Raw genomic sequence first — 16,177 nt, forward strand, 5'->3', positions numbered from 1 at the left:
ATGTTGGCATGGAGTGCGGAGCGGGGCCGCTTTACGGTTAGGCTCGTTTTTGCCGGCTCGCCTTTTGCCTTTTCGCCCGCCAGAGATATCCGATATAGACGATCGCCGCGGCCGCAGCGGCGCCGATGGCGTCGTGCAGCAGGTCGCTCGGATCGGCCGTCCGTTTCGGAACGAAAGTCTGATGCCATTCGTCCGTGAGGCCGTACGCCACGCTCATCAGCACGATCAGCGCGCATCTGGGCCCGTTCATCCTGCGGAAACCGAAGCCGTAAGCGAAGCACAGCGCAAGCGCGAAGTACGCGACGTAATGCGCCGGATCGAAGCTTTCAAGCCCGGGAAAAAGCATCTGCGCCCACGGAAGCACCGTGTCCAGCTCGTCGCCCGTGCGCGAAGACAGGATGAAAATGGCCGCCATGCAGATCAGGGCGGGCAGCCAGCGCCAGTAACGGCGAATGAAAGTACGAAACGCGGACATAGCGGATAAACGCTCCTTTGCTGCGATGATTTCGGGATGAAGCCGGGAACGGATTCTGTTACAATGAGTCTGCGACATTCGCCCTAATGATGATCACGTTGCTAGACATGCCAAGGAGGTTTAACCATGACCCGGACGAAAAACGTAATCTGCCTGCTGGACGACGAATTCGAGGATCTCGAGCTCTGGTACCCCGTCTACCGGGCGCGCGAAGAAGGCGCGGAAGTGCGGTTTGCCGCTCCGGAGAAAGGACGCAAATACGTCGGCAAATACGGCGTTCCCGCCGTGTCCGACCTCTCCTACGACGAGTTGGACGCGTCCGCGGCCGACGGCCTGCTCGTGCCGGGCGGATGGGCTCCGGACAAAATCCGGCGTTCCCCGAAAGTGCTCGAGTTCGTCAGGCAAATGAACGAAGCCGGCAAGCCGATCGGCCAAATCTGTCATGCCGGTTGGGTGCTCATCTCGGCGAACATCTTGCGGGGGCGCAAAGCGACTTCGACGCCCGGCATCCGCGACGATATGGAAAACGCCGGGGCGATATGGCTGGACGAGCCGGTCGTCGTCGACGGCAATCTCGTCTCCTCGCGCCGTCCGCCGGATTTGCCCGAGTACGCCAAAGCGTTCTGCGATTTGCTGTACGGGCGCCGATGAGCCGATGAAGAAAAGGGAGGATCTTGCCGGCTTGGAAAAGCGCCGGGGATCCTCCTTTTTTACACGCCCGTTTACACGCCCGGCTTGACGTTCCCTGCCGCGAGCGCCGTTTCCGCATGGAACCGCTCCAGCCGTTCCCGGATTTCCCCGGCGGTGCGGCACTGAAACAGCTCGTTCATCAGCGCTTTGCACTCCAGCGCTTTCGTCCGCAGAAGCGTTTCCTTGACCGGCAAAATCGCCTGCGACGACAGGCTCAGCTCGTGAATGCCGAGCCCCAGCCATATCGGCATCGTCCGCACATCCCCGGCCAATTCCCCGCATACCCGAACGGGGATGCCCTTGCGGTTCGCCGCATCGCTCACCGTTCGCAGCATCCGCAGCACGGCCGGATGGAACGGCTCGTACAGATGGTTGATCTTGTCGTTCATGCGGTCGACGGCAAGCGTGAACTGGATCAAGTCGTTCGTGCCGATGCTGAAAAAAGCCACTTCCTCCGCGAGCAATTCCGCGATGGCGACCGCCGCCGGCACTTCGATCATGACCCCGGCCGGCACGTTGTCCCGAAAGACCGCTCCCTCGGCGGCAAGCTCACGGGCCGCTTCGGCCAGCAGCTCGTTTGCGGCGCGCACTTCGTCGAGCGAAGCGATCAGCGGATACATAATCTGGATGTTTCCGTGTGCCGCCGCCCGCAGAATGGCGCGAAGCTGCACCTTGAACAGGTCCTTGCGGTCGAGGCTGAACCGGATCGCCCGATAGCCGAGAAAAGGATTGTCTTCCTCGGGCATCTCGTAATAATCCAGCTGCTTGTCGCCGCCGATGTCGAGCGTCCGGATGACGAGCGGCTTGCCGGCGAGGCGTTCCGCCGCCGAGCGGTACACCTCGTACTGTTCGTCCTCCGTCGGAAACCGGCTGCGGTCCATATACAGAAATTCCGTCCGGAACAGGCCGACGCCGTCGGCGCCGCTCGCCAGCGCCGCATCCAGCTCTTTGACGGAGCTGATATTGGCCGCAAGCTCCAGCGTCACGCCGTCCGGCGTGACGGCGGGCACCGCCGCGAGCGACTGCAGCCGCTCCCTCGTTTGCAGATGCTGCTTGCGCAGCTCCGTATAGCGCTGCAGCGTTTCGGGAAGCGGGTTGACGTGGAGCTGTCCGGTCCCCCCGTCGACGATCAGCAGGTCGCCGGTCACGATCGGCTCGGCCAGCTTCCCCTCCACGCCCATGACCAGCGGAATGCCGAACGCCCGCGCCATGATTGCGGCATGCGAGGACGGGCTGCCGACCATCGTGACGATGCCGAGCACGACATCCGGCTTCAGGTGGATAAGCTGCGAAGGCGTAAGTTCGCGCACGACGAGCACGAACGGCTGCGTATCGGTAGGAAGCGCAATTTCCGGAACCCCGAGCAGGTGCTTCAGCAACCGGTTGCCGACGTCTTTGATGTCGAGCGCCCGCTCCTTCATGTACTCGTCGTCGAGCAGGTCGAACATGGTGACGAAATGATCGATCGCTTCCTTCACCGCCACTTCGGCCGCCTTGTACTGGCGCTGGATAATGCCCTGGATTTCGTTCATGAACACCGGGTCGTCCAGAATCGCCAGATGGGCGTCGAAAATGCTGCTCTCCTCATGGCCGACGGTTTCGTCCATTTCGGTTTTGATCCGGTAAATTTCCGACTTGGAACGTTTGACCCCTTCGTACAGCCGGTCGAATTCGGCGGCCAGATCGCTGACATCGATCTTGTGTTCCGGCAGCTCCCATTCCCAGTTGGGCAGGACAAACGCCTTTCCGATTGCGATCCCCTCCGAGGCTCCCAATCCCTGAATCATGAGCTTACCCCCTTGTTCTCTCTCTCGCGCACGACAACGGACATGACTGCAGCCTGACCTTTTTTAACGGCTTTGAACGGCGCAAAACGCCAAGACCGGACGATGTCCGGATTGGTGATGACCATTGGAGTCGCAATGGACTTGGCGTGCTTTTTCAGCGTCGGCAGGTGGAACCGAATAAGCGGCTGGCCGGGCTTGACCTCGTCTCCTTCCTTCACGTAAGCCGTAAAGCAATCCTTCAGCTGCGAGGAATCGATGCCGATATGCAGCAGCACTTCAAGCCCTTCGCCGGTCTCGATCCCGACCGCATGCCTTGACGGATACAAATGAACGACGCGGCCCGCCACCGGCGCGACGACCTCTCCCTTGTCGGGGATAAAGGCGACGCCGCGGCCGACAAGGCGCTGCGAGAAAATCGGATCGTCCACTTCCTCCAGCGGAATCATCCGCCCCTGCACCGGCGCGTGGAACTGAACCTGGCGCACGTCCTGCTGCATCAGCTTGGCGATTTCTTCGCGGATCAGGTCGGAATACGTGCCGAAGACGACCTGCACATGCCCCGATCCGAGATGAATGACGCCCGCCGCTCCGAGATTGCGTAGCGATTTCGCGTCGACACGGCGGTCGTCCGCAAGCGTCAGCCTGAGCCGGGTAATGCAGGCGTCGAGCCGAACGATGTTGTCCTTGCCGCCAAGCGCCTGCAGAACGAGCGGGGCGCGGTAAGGAATGTCGCCGGCCCAATCGTCAAGCCTGAGCACGTCCTCGCGGCCGGGCGTCGACAGCTCGAACTTGCGGATGCACAAGCGGAACATGACATAATACAGCGCGCCCCATACGAGCCCGATCGGAATGAGCAGCCAGCCTCGATGGGACAAGGGCAGGTTGATCGCGAATTCCAGCGCCCCCGCGGAAAAGCTGAACCCGTGGCGAATCCCGAGCTCATAGGTCAGCCACATCACGCCGCCGGAGAGCAGCGCGTGCACGATAAACAGGTACGGCGCCACAAACAGGAACGCGAACTCGACCGGCTCGGTCACGCCGGTCAGGAAAGCCGTCAGCGCCGCAATGCGGAACTGCTTGCGGACTTTGGGCTTCAAATCTTCCCTCGACTCGTGAATGATGGCGTACGCGATCGCTGGCAGCGCGAACATAATGACCGGATACAAGCCCGCCATGTAGACGCCCGCTGTCGGGTCGCCTGCGAAAAACCGCGGCAAATCCCCGAAAAAGACGCCGCCGTCATCCGTCCGGTATTCCCCCACCTGAAACCAGAACAGATGATTCAGAATATGGTGCAATCCGAACGCAACCAAAATCCGGTGCAAAAATCCGTACAAAAACACGCCGAAGCCCCCGGCGGCGGAAACGACATGTCCGGAAGCGGCTACAAAATCGCCGATCCCGTCCCCGATCACGATCATCAGCCAGGAAAAAACCAGCGAGACTCCGGCCATAAACACCGGCACGAAGCGGGAGCCGCCGAAAAACTGCAAATACTCCGGCAGCTTGAGCGACTTGAACCGTTCTTGCGCCCAGCCCGCCGCGATCCCGATGACCGCCCCGGCGAACATGGACGGCTGCACGCCTTGCGGATCGTGGGCGTGCGTAACCGCGGCGAAAATCATCATTCCCGCCAGCGCCGACATCCCGGCCAAGGCCGACTGATTGGACAGGCCGAGGGCGATGCCCGCCGCGAATACATAAGGCACATATTCGAACAGGTTCAGGCCGGCCGCCTCAAGCAACTGAGGCAGATTAGGCCATCCGATCGCCGCCCATGGCAAATGCGAGAGCATGATAAAAATCGCGGCGGCGGGCAGCACCGTCATCGGCAGCATCATCGCCCGTCCGAGCCGTTGGAGATAGCCCACACCCCACATGAGCTTGCGATCCCCTCCTTTCTCTCGATGTTACGTCGAATGGCCCGTTTTTGTCAAAACCGTCATTTCGGCTTGATCGCGTAAAACACGGCGAAGCCGTACCGCTTGTAGACGCAGTCGGCTTCGGCAAAGCCGGCTTCCCGCAGCCAGCCGAGCTGATCCGCCACGGTGGCGTTGCGGTCCTGCTTTCTTCGTTCCTTGGACTCTTCGATCCGTTCCGGCGGCAATCCCGAGGCGGCGACCTCCCGCTCCCACTGCCGCATATTGAACGCTTCGAAAAACGGCGTTTCCCCGGCGGCCTGATCGGCGTTGACGAACGCGCCGCCGCCGTTCAGCAGGCCGTAGACCGTTTTGAACAGCTTCCGTTTGTCGGCATCCTCCAAATGGTGAATCGACAGCGCGGAGACGACAAAATCGAACGTTTCCCCAAAGGCGTACGCCGCGTAATCGCCCGCAATGCAGCGGACTTCGCCGGGATGGCGGCTGAACCGCTCCCGCGCCCGGGCGAGCATCTTTTCGCTGAAGTCGATCAGCGTAAGCTTGGCGTGCGGGTATGCGGCGGCGATAAAAGACGTCAGCAACCCGGTGCCCGCCCCCAGATCGAGAATGGATGGGGCGGCTTGTTCCGTGCGGACAAGCGACGCCGCAATGCCGTAAAACTGGTCGAAATCGGGAATCAGGCTTCGGCGCTGCCAATCGTACTGATCGGCTCCCGCGTCAAACATTTTTTTCACACGCTCGTAAGTAAAGCTCTCGTCGGTCATGGCAAACCCTCGCTTTCGTCCGCTTGATGGTATTAGAGTTGACTCTCTTGATGGATTTACAGTTGACTCTATTGTAGCGGAGCGGGGGCAAGAGATAAAATATATAAATGCAATCGATTTAATAGTGTGGAACTATAAGAAACCGCGAAAGCCGTCCGGCAAAATGCTGTGCTTTCGCCGCAAGCCGCGGATAAACCGCGGAAACCGTCAGGCGAAACGCTTATGCCTCGCCGCCCGAGGTTCATATTGCGTATCCTGCGCGACGGACCGAATGAGCGGAACTGTAGTTGCCTTAATAGCAACTGCAACGCCGGTTTTCACGTGATCCCCCGATTTAAGTGCCAAAAAGGCAATTACATCGGGTATCTTGGCCGCCGGACCGGATGAGCGGAACTGTAATTGCCTTAACCGCAACTGCAAAGCCCGTTTCCCCACGATCCCCCGATTTAAGTGCTAAAAAGGCAATTACATCGGACGGCCTGACCGCCGAATCGGAGGAGCGGATTTTTATTTACTTGCAAACGGAAACCGTCTGGATAATCCGCTATCCCCTTCGCCGCACGCCGCGGATAAAACGCGGAAGCCGCTAACCGCTCCCCGCAGCGGACAAAAGCGCCCGCCGCGGGAAGGCCGAGCATGACCGATTACCGTTTCGCCCTGCCGCCCGGCAGCAAAATCGAATCCTCCACCTTGATGCAGCGGTCCATGATGACGAGAAGGCCGCCCTTGCGGGCGATTTCGGCCGCTTCTTCGTTGACGATGCCAAGCTGCAGCCACAGCACCTTGGCGCCGATCGCCACCGCTTCCTCGGCGATGGCCGGCGTATGCTCCGGCCTGCGAAACACGTTGACGATGTCGACCGGCTCCGGGATGTCCTTCAACGAGGCGTAGCTTTTTTCGCCCAGGACGCTCTCCGCGTTCGGATTGACCGGAATGATGCGGTACCCTTTGGCCTGCATCGCGGCCGCCACTTGGTGGGACGTTTTCGACGGATCGTCGGACAGCCCGACGACGGCGATATTGCCCGCGTTTTCCAACACCGATTTGATTTGCTCGCGCGCCGGGTTCTCGAATGCCATGCCGGATCGCCTCCTTTTTCCCTTATTTTACCCATTCGACCTGCGCCCCAAGCGAGGCCAGATGGTCGAAAAAGTTCGGATAGCTTTTGGCGACGTGATGCGCGTCCTTGATGCGAATCGGCTGCTTGGCTCTCAGCCCCACGACCGACAGCGCCATAATGACGCGGTGGTCGTAATGAGCGTCGATCGTGGCGCCGCCTTCCACGCCTTCCGGCCGTCCGTGAACGATAATTTCATCCCTTTTCTCCTCGACGTTCGCGCCGGCCTTGCGAAGCTCGGTCAGGAAGTCCGTAATGCGGTCGCATTCCTTGTACCTTAAATTCTCCACGTTATAAAAGCGCGACGTCCCCTCGGCGAAGACCGCCGCGGCGACCATGGCCAGCACGCCGTCCGTGAAGGCGTCGCCGTCGAACTCGCCGGCCTTGAGCCTGCCGTTGCCCGTAACCCGGACGATTCCGTTCTCGTGCGTCAGCGGAACCTCCATGCTGCGCAGCACGTCGACGACGGCCCGTTCGCCCTGCTTGCTGTTCTCCAGCAAACGGTGGACCTTCACGTCCGACTCCGTCACCGCCGCCGCAGCCAAAATCGCCGCGGAGCCGGGATAGTCTCCCTGAACCGTATACGTCTGCGCCTTGTAGCGCTGGCGTCCCGGAATACGGTAGTGCATCAGGTCGTCGGAAGCCTCCACGACGATGCCCGCCTGCTGCAGCACTTCGAGCGTCTGTCCGACGACGACCTTGGATTTGAGATCGTTCAGCACTTCGATTTCGCTGTCTTCCTCAAGCAGCGGCGCCAGAAACAGCAACGAGCTTAAATACTGGGAGCTGACGCTGCCCGACACCCGAATTTTCCCGCCGCGAGGCCGTCCGCCGCGAATCGTGATCGGCAGCCTGCCGTTCTGATGCTCCACTTCGACGCCCATGCTTTGCAGCGCGGCGATCAAATCGTCATGCGGACGCTTGCCGAGCGACTGCGGATAGGCGTTGACGAACGTCACCTCCGGCAGCAGCGCCGCCACGGACATCAAAAACCGCAGCACCGCGCCCGCGTTGCCGACGTTCAGCGTCTTTGCGGGATAGGGAGAACGGCCGAAGCCCTTGATAACCATTTTCTCGTCGTCTTCCTCAATGACGGCCCCCAAATCGCGGATGCAGCGGCGCATGGCGTCGCTGTCCTCGCTGCGAGCGGGAAACCGGATCGTGCTCGTGCCTTCCGCCAAAGCCGCGACGAGCATATAGCGCGTGGTGTAGTTTTTGGAGGAGAGCGCCTGAATTTCGCCCTGCAGCTTTCCGGTAGGAGTGACGATCATATCCATTCTTGTTCATACGCTCCTTATATTTGGCATCGTTTATTGGTGCCAGAAAGCCCGTCCGAGCAGCCAGCCCGCGGCGAACGCGGCCCAGCCTCCCAAATAGGTCGCGGCGGCGTAACCGGCGAGTTGCCGCCAGTTCCGCGCGCGGGCCATTTCCGCTTTCTGCACGTTTAATGTCGAATAAGTGGTGAGTCCGCCCATGATGCCCGTGCCGGCAAACGCGTAAACTTCCGCATGGCTCGCGCGCAAGTTCCCGCCGGCCATCAAGCCGAGCAGCAGCGAGCCGGTCAGGTTGACGGCGAGCGTCGCCAGATGCGGCTTGCCTTTCCGCCTCGCGTTCCAGCGGCTTGCGCCGTACCGGAGCAACGCGCCGGCGGAACCGCCGATGCCGACCAGGCAGGCTAGCATCCATCCGTTCATCCGTTCCGCCCCCATCCCAGCTTCAGCCCCGCTGCCGCGAACAGCCAGCCCAGAAGTCCGCTGGCGGCGGCGTAGAGCAGCGCCGAAACGAAAGCGCCGTGACGCACCAGCTCCCACAGCTGGGCATTAAACGCGCTGAACGTGGTATAAGCGCCGAGAAAGCCGGTGCCGAGCGCTTCCTTCCACCAGGGGGACACGAGCTTGCGCAGCGCAAGTCCGGACAGCCAGCCGAGCAGCAGCGAGCCGCTCAAATTGATCGCAAGCGTCGCCCAGGGGAACGAAGCGCCGCCGCCGTCCGGCAAAAGCAGTGTTACGCCGTAACGGGACACGGCGCCCAAAAAACCGGCGATCGCAACCGCTACGATTTCGCTCATCCGTTATCGCTTCCCCTTTTCCGAATCGTTCCAAAAAGAGGACGGCCCCTTCTCTCCTTGTTTGACAGCGGGTCCGCCGTTTCATATGATAGTGCTGTTATCAAGGCCAACCGACCGTACAACGGTTCCATGAGAGGAGACATAACCCATGAGCGAATACGCGACGATTACGGCCGAACAGCTGAAAGCCCGGCTCGATGCGGGCGAGAAGCTCCGCCTGATTGACGTCCGCGAAGACGAGGAAGTCGCGCAAGGCATGATTCCCGGGGCCATCCACATTCCGCTCGGGCAAGTTCCGCAGCGGCTGGACGAAATCCCCCGCGACGAAGAAGTGATCTTCGTCTGCCGCAGCGGCTACCGCAGCGGTCAGGCGTGCGGGTACCTGGCTTCGCTCGGCTTCAAGCAACCGGTCAACCTGGAAGGCGGCATGCTCGCCTGGCAGCAGCTATAGCATCCAGCGCAGAAGCAGCTCGGCCACTTCGGCGGGCGTCCGCCCGGAGGTATCGACCGTCGCGTGGGCGAAGTCGTAGGCATGACGCCGCGTCCGCAGCAAACGGTCGATCCGCTCCGCCGCGTCGCCCTTTAGCAGCGGCCGCGCTCCCGTCCCCGCCGGATCCGCCTCGGTGACGCGGCGCAGCAGGGTCTCTCTGTCCGCCGTCAGCGCGACAACCCAGCCGCCGGCCAGCATGAGGCGTCGATTTTCCTCCCGGAGCACGGCGCCGCCTCCGGTCGCGACGATATGCCGGCTGCCCGCAAGCACCTCTTGCAGCACGCGGCTTTCCCAATCGCGGAAGGCCGCTTCGCCTTCCTCCGCAAAAATGTCGGGAATCGTTTTGCCCGCTTGGCGAACGACCTCATCGTCCGTATCGATGCGCTCCCATCCGAGGCGCCCGGCGAGCAGCCGGCTTACGGTCGACTTGCCCGTCCCCATAAATCCGACCAAAATCACATTCCTTGGTTTCGCTCGTACGCTCAAACCGCCTCTCCCCGTTCTTCTATTGCACTCCATTTATCATACCATATCTATGCTAGCGGCGCTTCAGGTATAAATTCGTGCGTTTTTTCGTATGGTGGTAATAATCGATCGAAATAGAATCCATTTCCGAAATCAAGGTGGTCCTGCCGATGAGCTCCATTCACCACGGCGGTTTGCCGCAGCCCCGATTTCCCGGCGAACCTCTGAAGCGCTTGCTCGATCCGTCCTATCCGATGTGCCGCGAAGATCTGATCCTGGCGCTGGACTTTATCAAAAGAAAAGTGGCCGAAGGAGCGCCCGAATGGACGGGGCTCGATCGGCCACGGCTGCTTGCGCATTTCGCCTGCTACGCCGAGCTTGCCATGCATCTGGTTCACCGGCAGAACCTGTGCGGCGAAGACGCGGCCTGCTTGCGCGCGATGCTGGCGGACATGCTCCCCTGAATTACGATTCCATCCAGTTGTGGTGGAAGACGCCTTCCTTGTCCACCCGCTTGAACGTATGGGCTCCGAAATAGTCGCGCTGCGCTTGAAGCAGATTAGCCGGCAGGCGTTCGGAACGGTAGCTGTCGTAATAAGCGAGAGCGCTCGCGAACGCAGGCACCGGAATGCCGTAACGGACGGCCGTTGCGACGACTTCGCGCCATGCGTCCTGATAGTTCTCGACAACGCCTTTGAAGTACTCGTCGAGCAGCAGGTTTTTCAGCTCGGGATTGCGGTCGTAGGCGTCCTTGATGTTTTGCAGGAAGCGGGCGCGGATAATGCAGCCGCCGCGGAAGATCATCGCGATGTTGCCGTACTGCAGGTTCCAGTTGTACTCCTCGGAAGCGGCGCGCATTTGCGCGAAGCCTTGGGCGTACGAACAGATCTTGCTTGCGTACAGCGCCTTGCGGACGCTCTCGATGAACGCGGCCTTGTCGCCTTGGAACGCCGGTTTTTGCGGTCCCTTGAGCACCTTGCTGGCCGCGACGCGCTCTTCCTTCATCGCGGACAGGAAGCGGGAAAATACCGATTCCGTAATGATGGACAGCGGAACGCCCAGATCGAGCGCGCTTTGGCTTGTCCATTTGCCGGTTCCCTTTTGGCCCGCCGCGTCGAGAATGACATCCACCATCGGCTTGCCGGTTTCCGGATCTTTCTTGGAGAAAATGTCGGCGGTGATTTCGATCAGGTAGCTGTCGAGCTCGCCTTTGTTCCATTCGGTGAAAATCTCGTGCAGCTCGTCCGTGGACAAGCCCAGCACGTCCTTAAGCAGTTGATAAGCTTCGCAGATCAGCTGCATGTCGCCGTATTCGATGCCGTTGTGGACCATTTTGACATAGTGGCCCGCGCCGTCCGGTCCGATGTACGTGCAGCACGGATCGCCGTTTACTTTGGCGGAGATGCCCGTCAGAATCGGCTCGACCAGCTTATAAGCTTCCAGCGGGCCGCCCGGCATGATCGCCGGACCTTTGAGCGCGCCTTCTTCGCCGCCGGATACGCCGGTCCCGATAAAGTGGAAGCCTTTCTCGGTCAGCTCCTTGGAGCGGCGCTGCGTGTCCGGGAAGTAGGCGTTGCCGCCGTCGATAATGATATCGCCTTTGTCCAGGTACGGAACGAGCGACTCGATCGTCGCATCCGTGCCGGAGCCGGCTTGCACCATGATCAAAATTTTGCGCGGTTTTTCCAGGGAATTGACAAACTCCTCGACGGAGTAGGTCGGAATGAGGTTTTTGCCTTTGCCGTCCGTTGCGATCAGATCGTCCGTCTTCTCGCGGGAGCGGTTATATACCGCTACGGTGTAACCGCGGCTTTCAATGTTTAAGGCCAGATTGCGTCCCATTACGGCCATGCCGACGACGCCAATGTGTGCTTTAGACATGTTTCGCTTCATCCTTTAGACAATATTTTCACAATATCGTTATTGTACTCTTTTTGCGCGCAGATGAAAACCTCTTTAATGGAATCTTCACATTCGCGGGACGCCCCGCTGCCACTCGAAGCCGATCGCATTCAGGAACGCCCGCGCCAAGGTCATGTGGCCGGCGGCGTTCGGGTGGACGCGGTCCCATGCGATCGTCGCCGGGTAGAGATGTTCCATCACGCGGTCAAACTCGGCCTGCGTATCGACAAACAGCGTGCCGTGGCGCTCAGCCGTTCGCTTGACGATTTCCCCGTAGCGGTCCATCGCCGCCCGCATCGCGTCGTTGCGGTTCGGCTCCAGGTAAAACGGCGTCATGAGCACGATCCCCTTTACTTCCGGCTTCGTCCGGGCGACCAATTCGTCCAGCGTGGCTTCGTATTCGTCCGCATAGACGTGGGATTCCTTGATGGCCGGCAAGTCGAACTGCCGCCAGACGTCGTTGGTCCCGATCATGACCGAAACCCAGTCCGGCTTCAGATCCAGCACGTCGGTCTGCCAGCGCCCCTTCAGATCGCGCACCGTGTTGCCGCTGACGCCCATGTTGACGACGCGCACGCCAAGTTCCGGGTAAACCGACCCCAACAGGCCGTCCACATACGAGACGTAACCTTTGCCCAGCGCATGGAACAGTCCTTCGCCGACGGGCCGCGCCCTCTCGCAATCCGTAATCGAATCCCCGATCATCACCAATTTGTCGCCTTTGTCCAGACGCATGCGCTTCTCCCCCTATGTACGATTATTTTGAAAAAAAGACAGTCAGCCCTATTATACTCCTGCGGTAAGCGCATTCAATCCGAAGGCAAAAAAGGGACGCCAAGCGGCGCCCCGGATCGTCCATATGGCCGAAAATCCTCAAAGCTCAAGCAGAAGCATTTCTTTGCGCATCTCGACAAGCTTTTGCTTGCTCGTCTCGACGGCTTCGTCATCGCCCCGCTGCAGCGCCTCGTGAAGCACCGCGAGCTCGTAATCAAGCTCGAGGCGGAGCACTCCCGCCCGGAGTTCGGCACGTTTGGACTTGAAGGCCTGCACGATGTCTTCTACCGTAATTTGGGGGCGTTTCTGAAAAATAATCCGATGTTCCATGCCCGACACCTCCACGAGACGAATAATTTCGCCGAACATAATGTTCTCGATGAGCATCTGGCGATCGCGGAACCGTTTCACGACCGCATGGCCGCGCGACTCGTTGATCAGCTTCTCGATGCTCCGCGCCAACCTCTCGTCCTTCACGATATACGTCCCAACCATTTTGTACCGGGCGCCGGCGCGCTGAAACCGAAATTTCAGCAGCTTCCGGCCGCTTCTCACGGAAACGAGGAAATAGTGCTCCCACTCGTTCCAGTACAGAGAATAGCCGTCCTGGATCAATTCGCGTATCCAGTTTAGAATTTGTCTGCGGTCAAAACGAAGCTCCAAATCGCAATATTCCACTTCGTAGCTTCGATTCACGGCCATCCCCCCTTCCGCAATGGTTGCACGGCCTGAGTTATTGACCGAATGTTCAGACATTTCTTGCTTACTTCTATCTTATACTCCATCTTATGTTCTGGCAACTTGGTTTCTTGACTAATTTCCATTATAGTGGGGTCAAAGAGTTCATCGATTTGCATGAGGTGAAAACATTGAACGCAACTTATAATCCGTCCGACCTTTCATCCGCCGCGGAAGCCGCCGGTTTTGCCGGCTTTGACGGCTTTGGCCCCGACGATTTCGATGCGATGGCCGTTCCCGGCCTGCAGCCCCGGATGGCTGCCATCATCGAGCGCGTCCGGCCGAAGCTGCATGCGTTGGGACAAGCCCTCGCCCCGCAGCTGTCCCGATTGTGCGGAGAGCAGATGACCGCGCACGTCGCCAAGCACGCGCGGCGGTCCGTCAATCCGCCCGACGACACATGGGTCGCCTGGTCGCCGAGCCCGAGAGGCTACAAGGCGTTTCCCCATTTCCAGATCGGCCTGTGGTCGACGCATTTGTTTATCCAGTTCGCCGTCATTTACGAATGCCCGGCCAAAAGCGCGTTCGCCGAACGCGCGGAAGCCGAGCTGGCTTCGATCCGTTCCTCCGTGCCGGCGGAATATCAATGGTCCAAGGACCATATGCAGCCGGAAGGGACGGCGCACCGGGACTTGTCCGACGAAGAGCTGAGCGCGCTGTTCGTCCGGCTCCGCACGGTCAAAGCCGCCGAGCTGACTTGCGGCCTGCACATTCGCCGGGACGACCCGCTGCTGTCGGACGGCAAGGCGCTGCTCGCCAAGGCGGAGAGCGTTTTTGAAACGCTGCTGCCGCTTTATAAGATGGCGCGGGCTTAAGTTCGGTATGGCCGGCTGGCAAACGAGGCAAAGGCTGCCCCTTATGCACACTGAACTGCATGATGGGACAGCCTTTTCGCGCCTCTGGGCGCTCTCCGCGCAACGTAAGTTATGCACCGCCTGTACCTCGCCTCATGAAATTTTTCTCCATGCTTCGCGAGAGCAGCGAAACCCCGCCGCGTGTCGTGCGCCGACATACCCCCCTTTCGTCGATGACAAGCCGCATGCACCCCTTAACACCGACGACAAACGGACAATATCGAGCGAGAAGATGACGGGACGATGTTTTTTGTGGAGCCGGACAAGACATCCGTTAATTATGAGCCTTGGCTCGAAATCGACGATTTGGGGGACACTCGATCCGCTATTGCCTCTAGATCGTCCATAATGGCGCATGTTGGCGAGAATTAGCGGAACCTGTGTCCGCGTCGTTTGGATTTTAGGCCGTTACGATCACATTAACGAACCTACGGTCCGTTTCATCCATTAGCGCGAAGATGCTGCCGGCCAACCACGGCGGATCGAATGCAGCCGCCATCGTGTCTCGCAGGAAGAAAACGGCTCAGGCGGATGCGCTTTTGTCCGTACGCGGCCACAGCGTGTAGCTGAAACTGATGATAAAATCGATGCCAAGCACGATCGCCCATCGCAAGCTCCACGCCACAAACGGCGAATTGACGCCAAGTTCCCCGACTCCGGCCAGAACGTGCATGCCGAGCAGCAGCAGGCTGCCGATGCACCAGGCGAGCAAATGCAGCAGCCAGCCCCTGCGCTCGTGCGCCGCATGCTCTCTTCCGTATAGCTTGCGGGGCGCGGGCCCGCCCTTGAAGCGGCGAGCGAACCGCTCGTCGGCCCAGCGAATCATCCGATGGCCGAAGGCGACGGACACGCCCAAGTAAACGGCAGCCAAGCCGTGCGTCCACGAAGGTTCGGCCCCGCCCCGCAAATCGATGACCGTCGCGATGAGCAGAACCAAATCGACGACGGGCGTCAGAATCAGCAAAGCGGCGCCCGTTCTCCGCCAGTTCAGCATATAACGGCAGAACAGTCCGGCCGCCACCAACGCCCAGAACCCAATTTCACACCCGATGATCAACGCTCCGATCATACGCGGCCTCCTTTTTTAATACAGTCGTATGAAAACAAATTTATTTTAACACTACTGTACTAAAAAAAGAAGTGCTAAAATAAGCGTATGCCAAAAATCGTAGATCACGATGTCCGCCGTAAGGAGCTCGGAGAAGCGGCCTGGCGGATCATACGGCGGGAAGGACTGGATGCGGTAACGGTCCGAAATGTGGCCAAAGAAGCGGGGGTGTCGCTCGGTGCGCTACGGCATTATTTTACGAGCCAGTCGGATCTTTTGGCCTTCTCGATGCGCATGATCTCCGACCGCGTCAAAGAGCGGATCGCAAACGTCAAGCTGTCGGGCGACATTCGGGCGGATTGCGAGACGCTTATCGAAGAATTGCTTCCGATGGATGCAGACAGGCGCAACGAAAGCGAGATCTGGCTCGCTTTTACCGGCCGAAGGCTCGTCGATCCGAAGCTGGCGGAACTGAACGCCCAAGTGTACGACGAGCTGTACAGCCTGTTTCTCAAGCTCGTCCGGGCGATCGTCCGCTATCGCGAAGCGGTTGCGGGCGCGCCATGCGGGCTTGACGCCGAACTGGAGGCGAGGCGCTTGAACGCGCTGGTGGACGGGCTTGTCGTGCATGCCGTCTCCCGCCCCGATGTGATGACGCCCGGGATGATCCGCAGCATTGTTCGCCGGCATTTGGACGGTCTGCTGCCGGAAGCCGAAGAAGGCGAATGAGGCGGGCCGCCATCCGGACAAAACGGTCCGGCCCTGAATCCCAGAGGGACCTAACCGAATCGGAGGAAATGCTCGGAATAAGCAAAGAAACTTCAGCCTCTCCGCCCTCGCGAATCGAGTAGGAGGGGGCGGCTAACCCCCGTCCTCTCACAACACCTAGCATGCGGGTCCGCACTAGGCGTTTCCAAAAGGTTGACAAAGTTCCAGATAACGAGAAAGCAAACTTTTCAGCCCTTTTGCTTCCCAATAGGAAGTTGGAAGGGCGTTGTTTATGGTTCGGGACATTTCCCAAGGACCTCGTCTAGAATTGGCCATCATGAAGACCATCCAATCGGGCATGCCAAGCGCCCGGAGTTCGCGGATGCGGGTTCGTACCCGTTTCCACTGTTTCCATTG

At 59.8% G+C, this 16,177-nt stretch carries 18 protein-coding genes and 1 pseudogene; 5 read left to right on the forward strand and 14 right to left on the reverse strand.

Annotated elements, in window-relative coordinates; all coding sequences use genetic code 11:
* Positions 1–37: 37 nt before the first annotated feature.
* Positions 38–475, reverse strand: coding sequence for a VanZ family protein (locus tag F560_RS0117640; protein WP_019007090.1), 438 nt, complete (start codon positions 473–475; stop codon positions 38–40).
* A gap of 126 nt (positions 476–601) precedes the next feature.
* On the opposite strand from F560_RS0117640, the gene F560_RS0117645 reads away from it, so the two are divergent.
* The gene (locus F560_RS0117645; protein ID WP_019007091.1) at positions 602–1,126 is read left to right on the forward strand and encodes a type 1 glutamine amidotransferase domain-containing protein; all 525 of its coding nucleotides are present in this window, start codon (positions 602–604) and stop codon (positions 1,124–1,126) included.
* A gap of 71 nt (positions 1,127–1,197) precedes the next feature.
* Here F560_RS0117645 and ptsP read toward each other — a convergent pair whose 3' ends face one another.
* From ptsP to crcB, 7 genes are all read right to left on the reverse strand, one after another.
* A complete protein-coding gene (gene ptsP / locus F560_RS0117650) occupies positions 1,198–2,952 on the reverse strand; it encodes a phosphoenolpyruvate--protein phosphotransferase (RefSeq protein WP_019007092.1) in 1,755 nt (584 codons plus the stop codon).
* The gene (locus tag F560_RS0117655; RefSeq protein ID WP_019007093.1) at positions 2,949–4,832 is read right to left on the reverse strand and encodes a glucose PTS transporter subunit IIA; all 1,884 of its coding nucleotides are present in this window, start codon (positions 4,830–4,832) and stop codon (positions 2,949–2,951) included. The genes ptsP and F560_RS0117655 overlap by 4 nt, the downstream gene beginning before the upstream one ends.
* Positions 4,833–4,894: 62 nt before the next feature.
* Positions 4,895–5,596: a class I SAM-dependent methyltransferase gene (locus F560_RS0117660; RefSeq protein ID WP_019007094.1), complete on the reverse strand. Its 702-nt coding sequence runs from the start codon at positions 5,594–5,596 to the stop codon at positions 4,895–4,897.
* A gap of 644 nt (positions 5,597–6,240) precedes the next feature.
* A complete protein-coding gene (locus F560_RS0117665) occupies positions 6,241–6,675 on the reverse strand; it encodes a CoA-binding protein (protein ID WP_019007095.1) in 435 nt (144 codons plus the stop codon).
* A 22-nt stretch (positions 6,676–6,697) separates the two neighbouring features.
* Positions 6,698–7,990, reverse strand: coding sequence for a 3-phosphoshikimate 1-carboxyvinyltransferase (gene aroA / locus F560_RS0117670; RefSeq protein ID WP_019007096.1), 1,293 nt, complete (start codon positions 7,988–7,990; stop codon positions 6,698–6,700).
* 33 nt (positions 7,991–8,023) lie between these two features.
* Positions 8,024–8,407 carry a fluoride efflux transporter FluC gene (locus F560_RS0117675; RefSeq protein ID WP_019007097.1) on the reverse strand — a complete coding sequence of 128 codons (384 nt, stop codon included), beginning with the start codon at positions 8,405–8,407 and terminating at the stop codon, positions 8,024–8,026.
* Positions 8,404–8,781 (reverse strand): fluoride efflux transporter CrcB, encoded by a 378-nt coding sequence (gene crcB / locus F560_RS0117680; protein ID WP_019007098.1) that lies wholly within the window; start codon positions 8,779–8,781, stop codon positions 8,404–8,406. Before crcB ends, F560_RS0117675 begins: the two co-directional genes overlap by 4 nt.
* Positions 8,782–8,929: 148 nt before the next feature.
* On the opposite strand from crcB, the gene F560_RS0117685 reads away from it, so the two are divergent.
* Positions 8,930–9,232, forward strand: a complete 303-nt coding sequence (locus tag F560_RS0117685; RefSeq protein ID WP_019007099.1) for a rhodanese-like domain-containing protein — start codon at positions 8,930–8,932, stop codon at positions 9,230–9,232.
* Here the strand turns inward: F560_RS0117685 and F560_RS0117690 are convergent.
* Complete coding sequence (locus F560_RS0117690; RefSeq protein WP_281167179.1) at positions 9,227–9,757, reverse strand: shikimate kinase; 531 nt, start codon at positions 9,755–9,757, stop codon at positions 9,227–9,229. The genes F560_RS0117685 and F560_RS0117690 overlap by 6 nt on opposite strands.
* A gap of 149 nt (positions 9,758–9,906) precedes the next feature.
* On the opposite strand from F560_RS0117690, the gene F560_RS0117700 reads away from it, so the two are divergent.
* Positions 9,907–10,200, forward strand: a complete 294-nt coding sequence (locus F560_RS0117700) for a hypothetical protein (protein ID WP_019007102.1) — start codon at positions 9,907–9,909, stop codon at positions 10,198–10,200.
* Between the two features lies 1 nt (position 10,201).
* Here the strand turns inward: F560_RS0117700 and gndA are convergent, their stop codons facing one another.
* From gndA to F560_RS0117715, 3 genes are all read right to left on the reverse strand, one after another.
* The gene (gene gndA / locus F560_RS0117705; protein ID WP_019007103.1) at positions 10,202–11,617 is read right to left on the reverse strand and encodes an NADP-dependent phosphogluconate dehydrogenase; all 1,416 of its coding nucleotides are present in this window, start codon (positions 11,615–11,617) and stop codon (positions 10,202–10,204) included.
* Between the two features lie 87 nt (positions 11,618–11,704).
* Positions 11,705–12,373, reverse strand: a complete 669-nt coding sequence (locus F560_RS0117710; protein WP_019007104.1) for an SGNH/GDSL hydrolase family protein — start codon at positions 12,371–12,373, stop codon at positions 11,705–11,707.
* Positions 12,374–12,511: 138 nt separating this feature from the next.
* Positions 12,512–13,108 carry a hypothetical protein gene (locus F560_RS0117715; RefSeq protein WP_026298371.1) on the reverse strand — a complete coding sequence of 199 codons (597 nt, stop codon included), beginning with the start codon at positions 13,106–13,108 and terminating at the stop codon, positions 12,512–12,514.
* A 173-nt stretch (positions 13,109–13,281) separates the two neighbouring features.
* On the opposite strand from F560_RS0117715, the gene F560_RS0117725 reads away from it, so the two are divergent.
* Positions 13,282–13,965 (forward strand): YktB family protein, encoded by a 684-nt coding sequence (locus F560_RS0117725; RefSeq protein WP_281167180.1) that lies wholly within the window; start codon positions 13,282–13,284, stop codon positions 13,963–13,965.
* A gap of 562 nt (positions 13,966–14,527) precedes the next feature.
* Here F560_RS0117725 and F560_RS0117730 read toward each other — a convergent pair.
* The gene (locus F560_RS0117730) at positions 14,528–15,073 is read right to left on the reverse strand and encodes a hypothetical protein (protein WP_019007107.1); all 546 of its coding nucleotides are present in this window, start codon (positions 15,071–15,073) and stop codon (positions 14,528–14,530) included.
* A gap of 87 nt (positions 15,074–15,160) precedes the next feature.
* Between F560_RS0117730 and F560_RS0117735 the strand changes: the two genes are divergently transcribed.
* Positions 15,161–15,781, forward strand: coding sequence for a TetR/AcrR family transcriptional regulator (locus F560_RS0117735; protein WP_019007108.1), 621 nt, complete (start codon positions 15,161–15,163; stop codon positions 15,779–15,781).
* 174 nt (positions 15,782–15,955) lie between these two features.
* On the opposite strand, the pseudogene F560_RS25165 reads toward F560_RS0117735, so the two are convergent.
* A pseudogene (locus F560_RS25165) lies at positions 15,956–16,177 on the reverse strand (group II intron reverse transcriptase/maturase); the annotation flags it as partial.

Origin of the sequence: Cohnella laeviribosi DSM 21336, assembly GCF_000378425.1 — a bacterium.
GTDB lineage: Bacteria > Bacillota > Bacilli > Paenibacillales > Paenibacillaceae > Cohnella > Cohnella laeviribosi.

Coding starts and splice junctions, on each gene's coding strand:
- F560_RS0117730 (WP_019007107.1), bottom strand. CDS start 15,073: ATGATCGGAGCGTTGATCATCGGGTGTGAAATTGGGTTCTGGGCGTTG.
- F560_RS0117685 (WP_019007099.1), top strand. CDS start 8,930: ATGAGCGAATACGCGACGATTACGGCCGAACAGCTGAAAGCCCGGCTC.
- F560_RS0117640 (WP_019007090.1), bottom strand. CDS start 475: ATGTCCGCGTTTCGTACTTTCATTCGCCGTTACTGGCGCTGGCTGCCC.
- F560_RS0117700 (WP_019007102.1), top strand. CDS start 9,907: ATGAGCTCCATTCACCACGGCGGTTTGCCGCAGCCCCGATTTCCCGGC.
- F560_RS0117665 (WP_019007095.1), bottom strand. CDS start 6,675: ATGGCATTCGAGAACCCGGCGCGCGAGCAAATCAAATCGGTGTTGGAA.
- F560_RS0117710 (WP_019007104.1), bottom strand. CDS start 12,373: ATGCGTCTGGACAAAGGCGACAAATTGGTGATGATCGGGGATTCGATT.
- F560_RS0117735 (WP_019007108.1), top strand. CDS start 15,161: ATGCCAAAAATCGTAGATCACGATGTCCGCCGTAAGGAGCTCGGAGAA.
- gndA (WP_019007103.1), bottom strand. CDS start 11,617: ATGTCTAAAGCACACATTGGCGTCGTCGGCATGGCCGTAATGGGACGC.
- F560_RS0117675 (WP_019007097.1), bottom strand. CDS start 8,407: ATGAACGGATGGATGCTAGCCTGCCTGGTCGGCATCGGCGGTTCCGCC.
- F560_RS0117645 (WP_019007091.1), top strand. CDS start 602: ATGACCCGGACGAAAAACGTAATCTGCCTGCTGGACGACGAATTCGAG.
- ptsP (WP_019007092.1), bottom strand. CDS start 2,952: ATGATTCAGGGATTGGGAGCCTCGGAGGGGATCGCAATCGGAAAGGCG.
- F560_RS0117655 (WP_019007093.1), bottom strand. CDS start 4,832: ATGTGGGGTGTGGGCTATCTCCAACGGCTCGGACGGGCGATGATGCTG.
- aroA (WP_019007096.1), bottom strand. CDS start 7,990: ATGGATATGATCGTCACTCCTACCGGAAAGCTGCAGGGCGAAATTCAG.
- F560_RS0117660 (WP_019007094.1), bottom strand. CDS start 5,596: ATGACCGACGAGAGCTTTACTTACGAGCGTGTGAAAAAAATGTTTGAC.
- crcB (WP_019007098.1), bottom strand. CDS start 8,781: ATGAGCGAAATCGTAGCGGTTGCGATCGCCGGTTTTTTGGGCGCCGTG.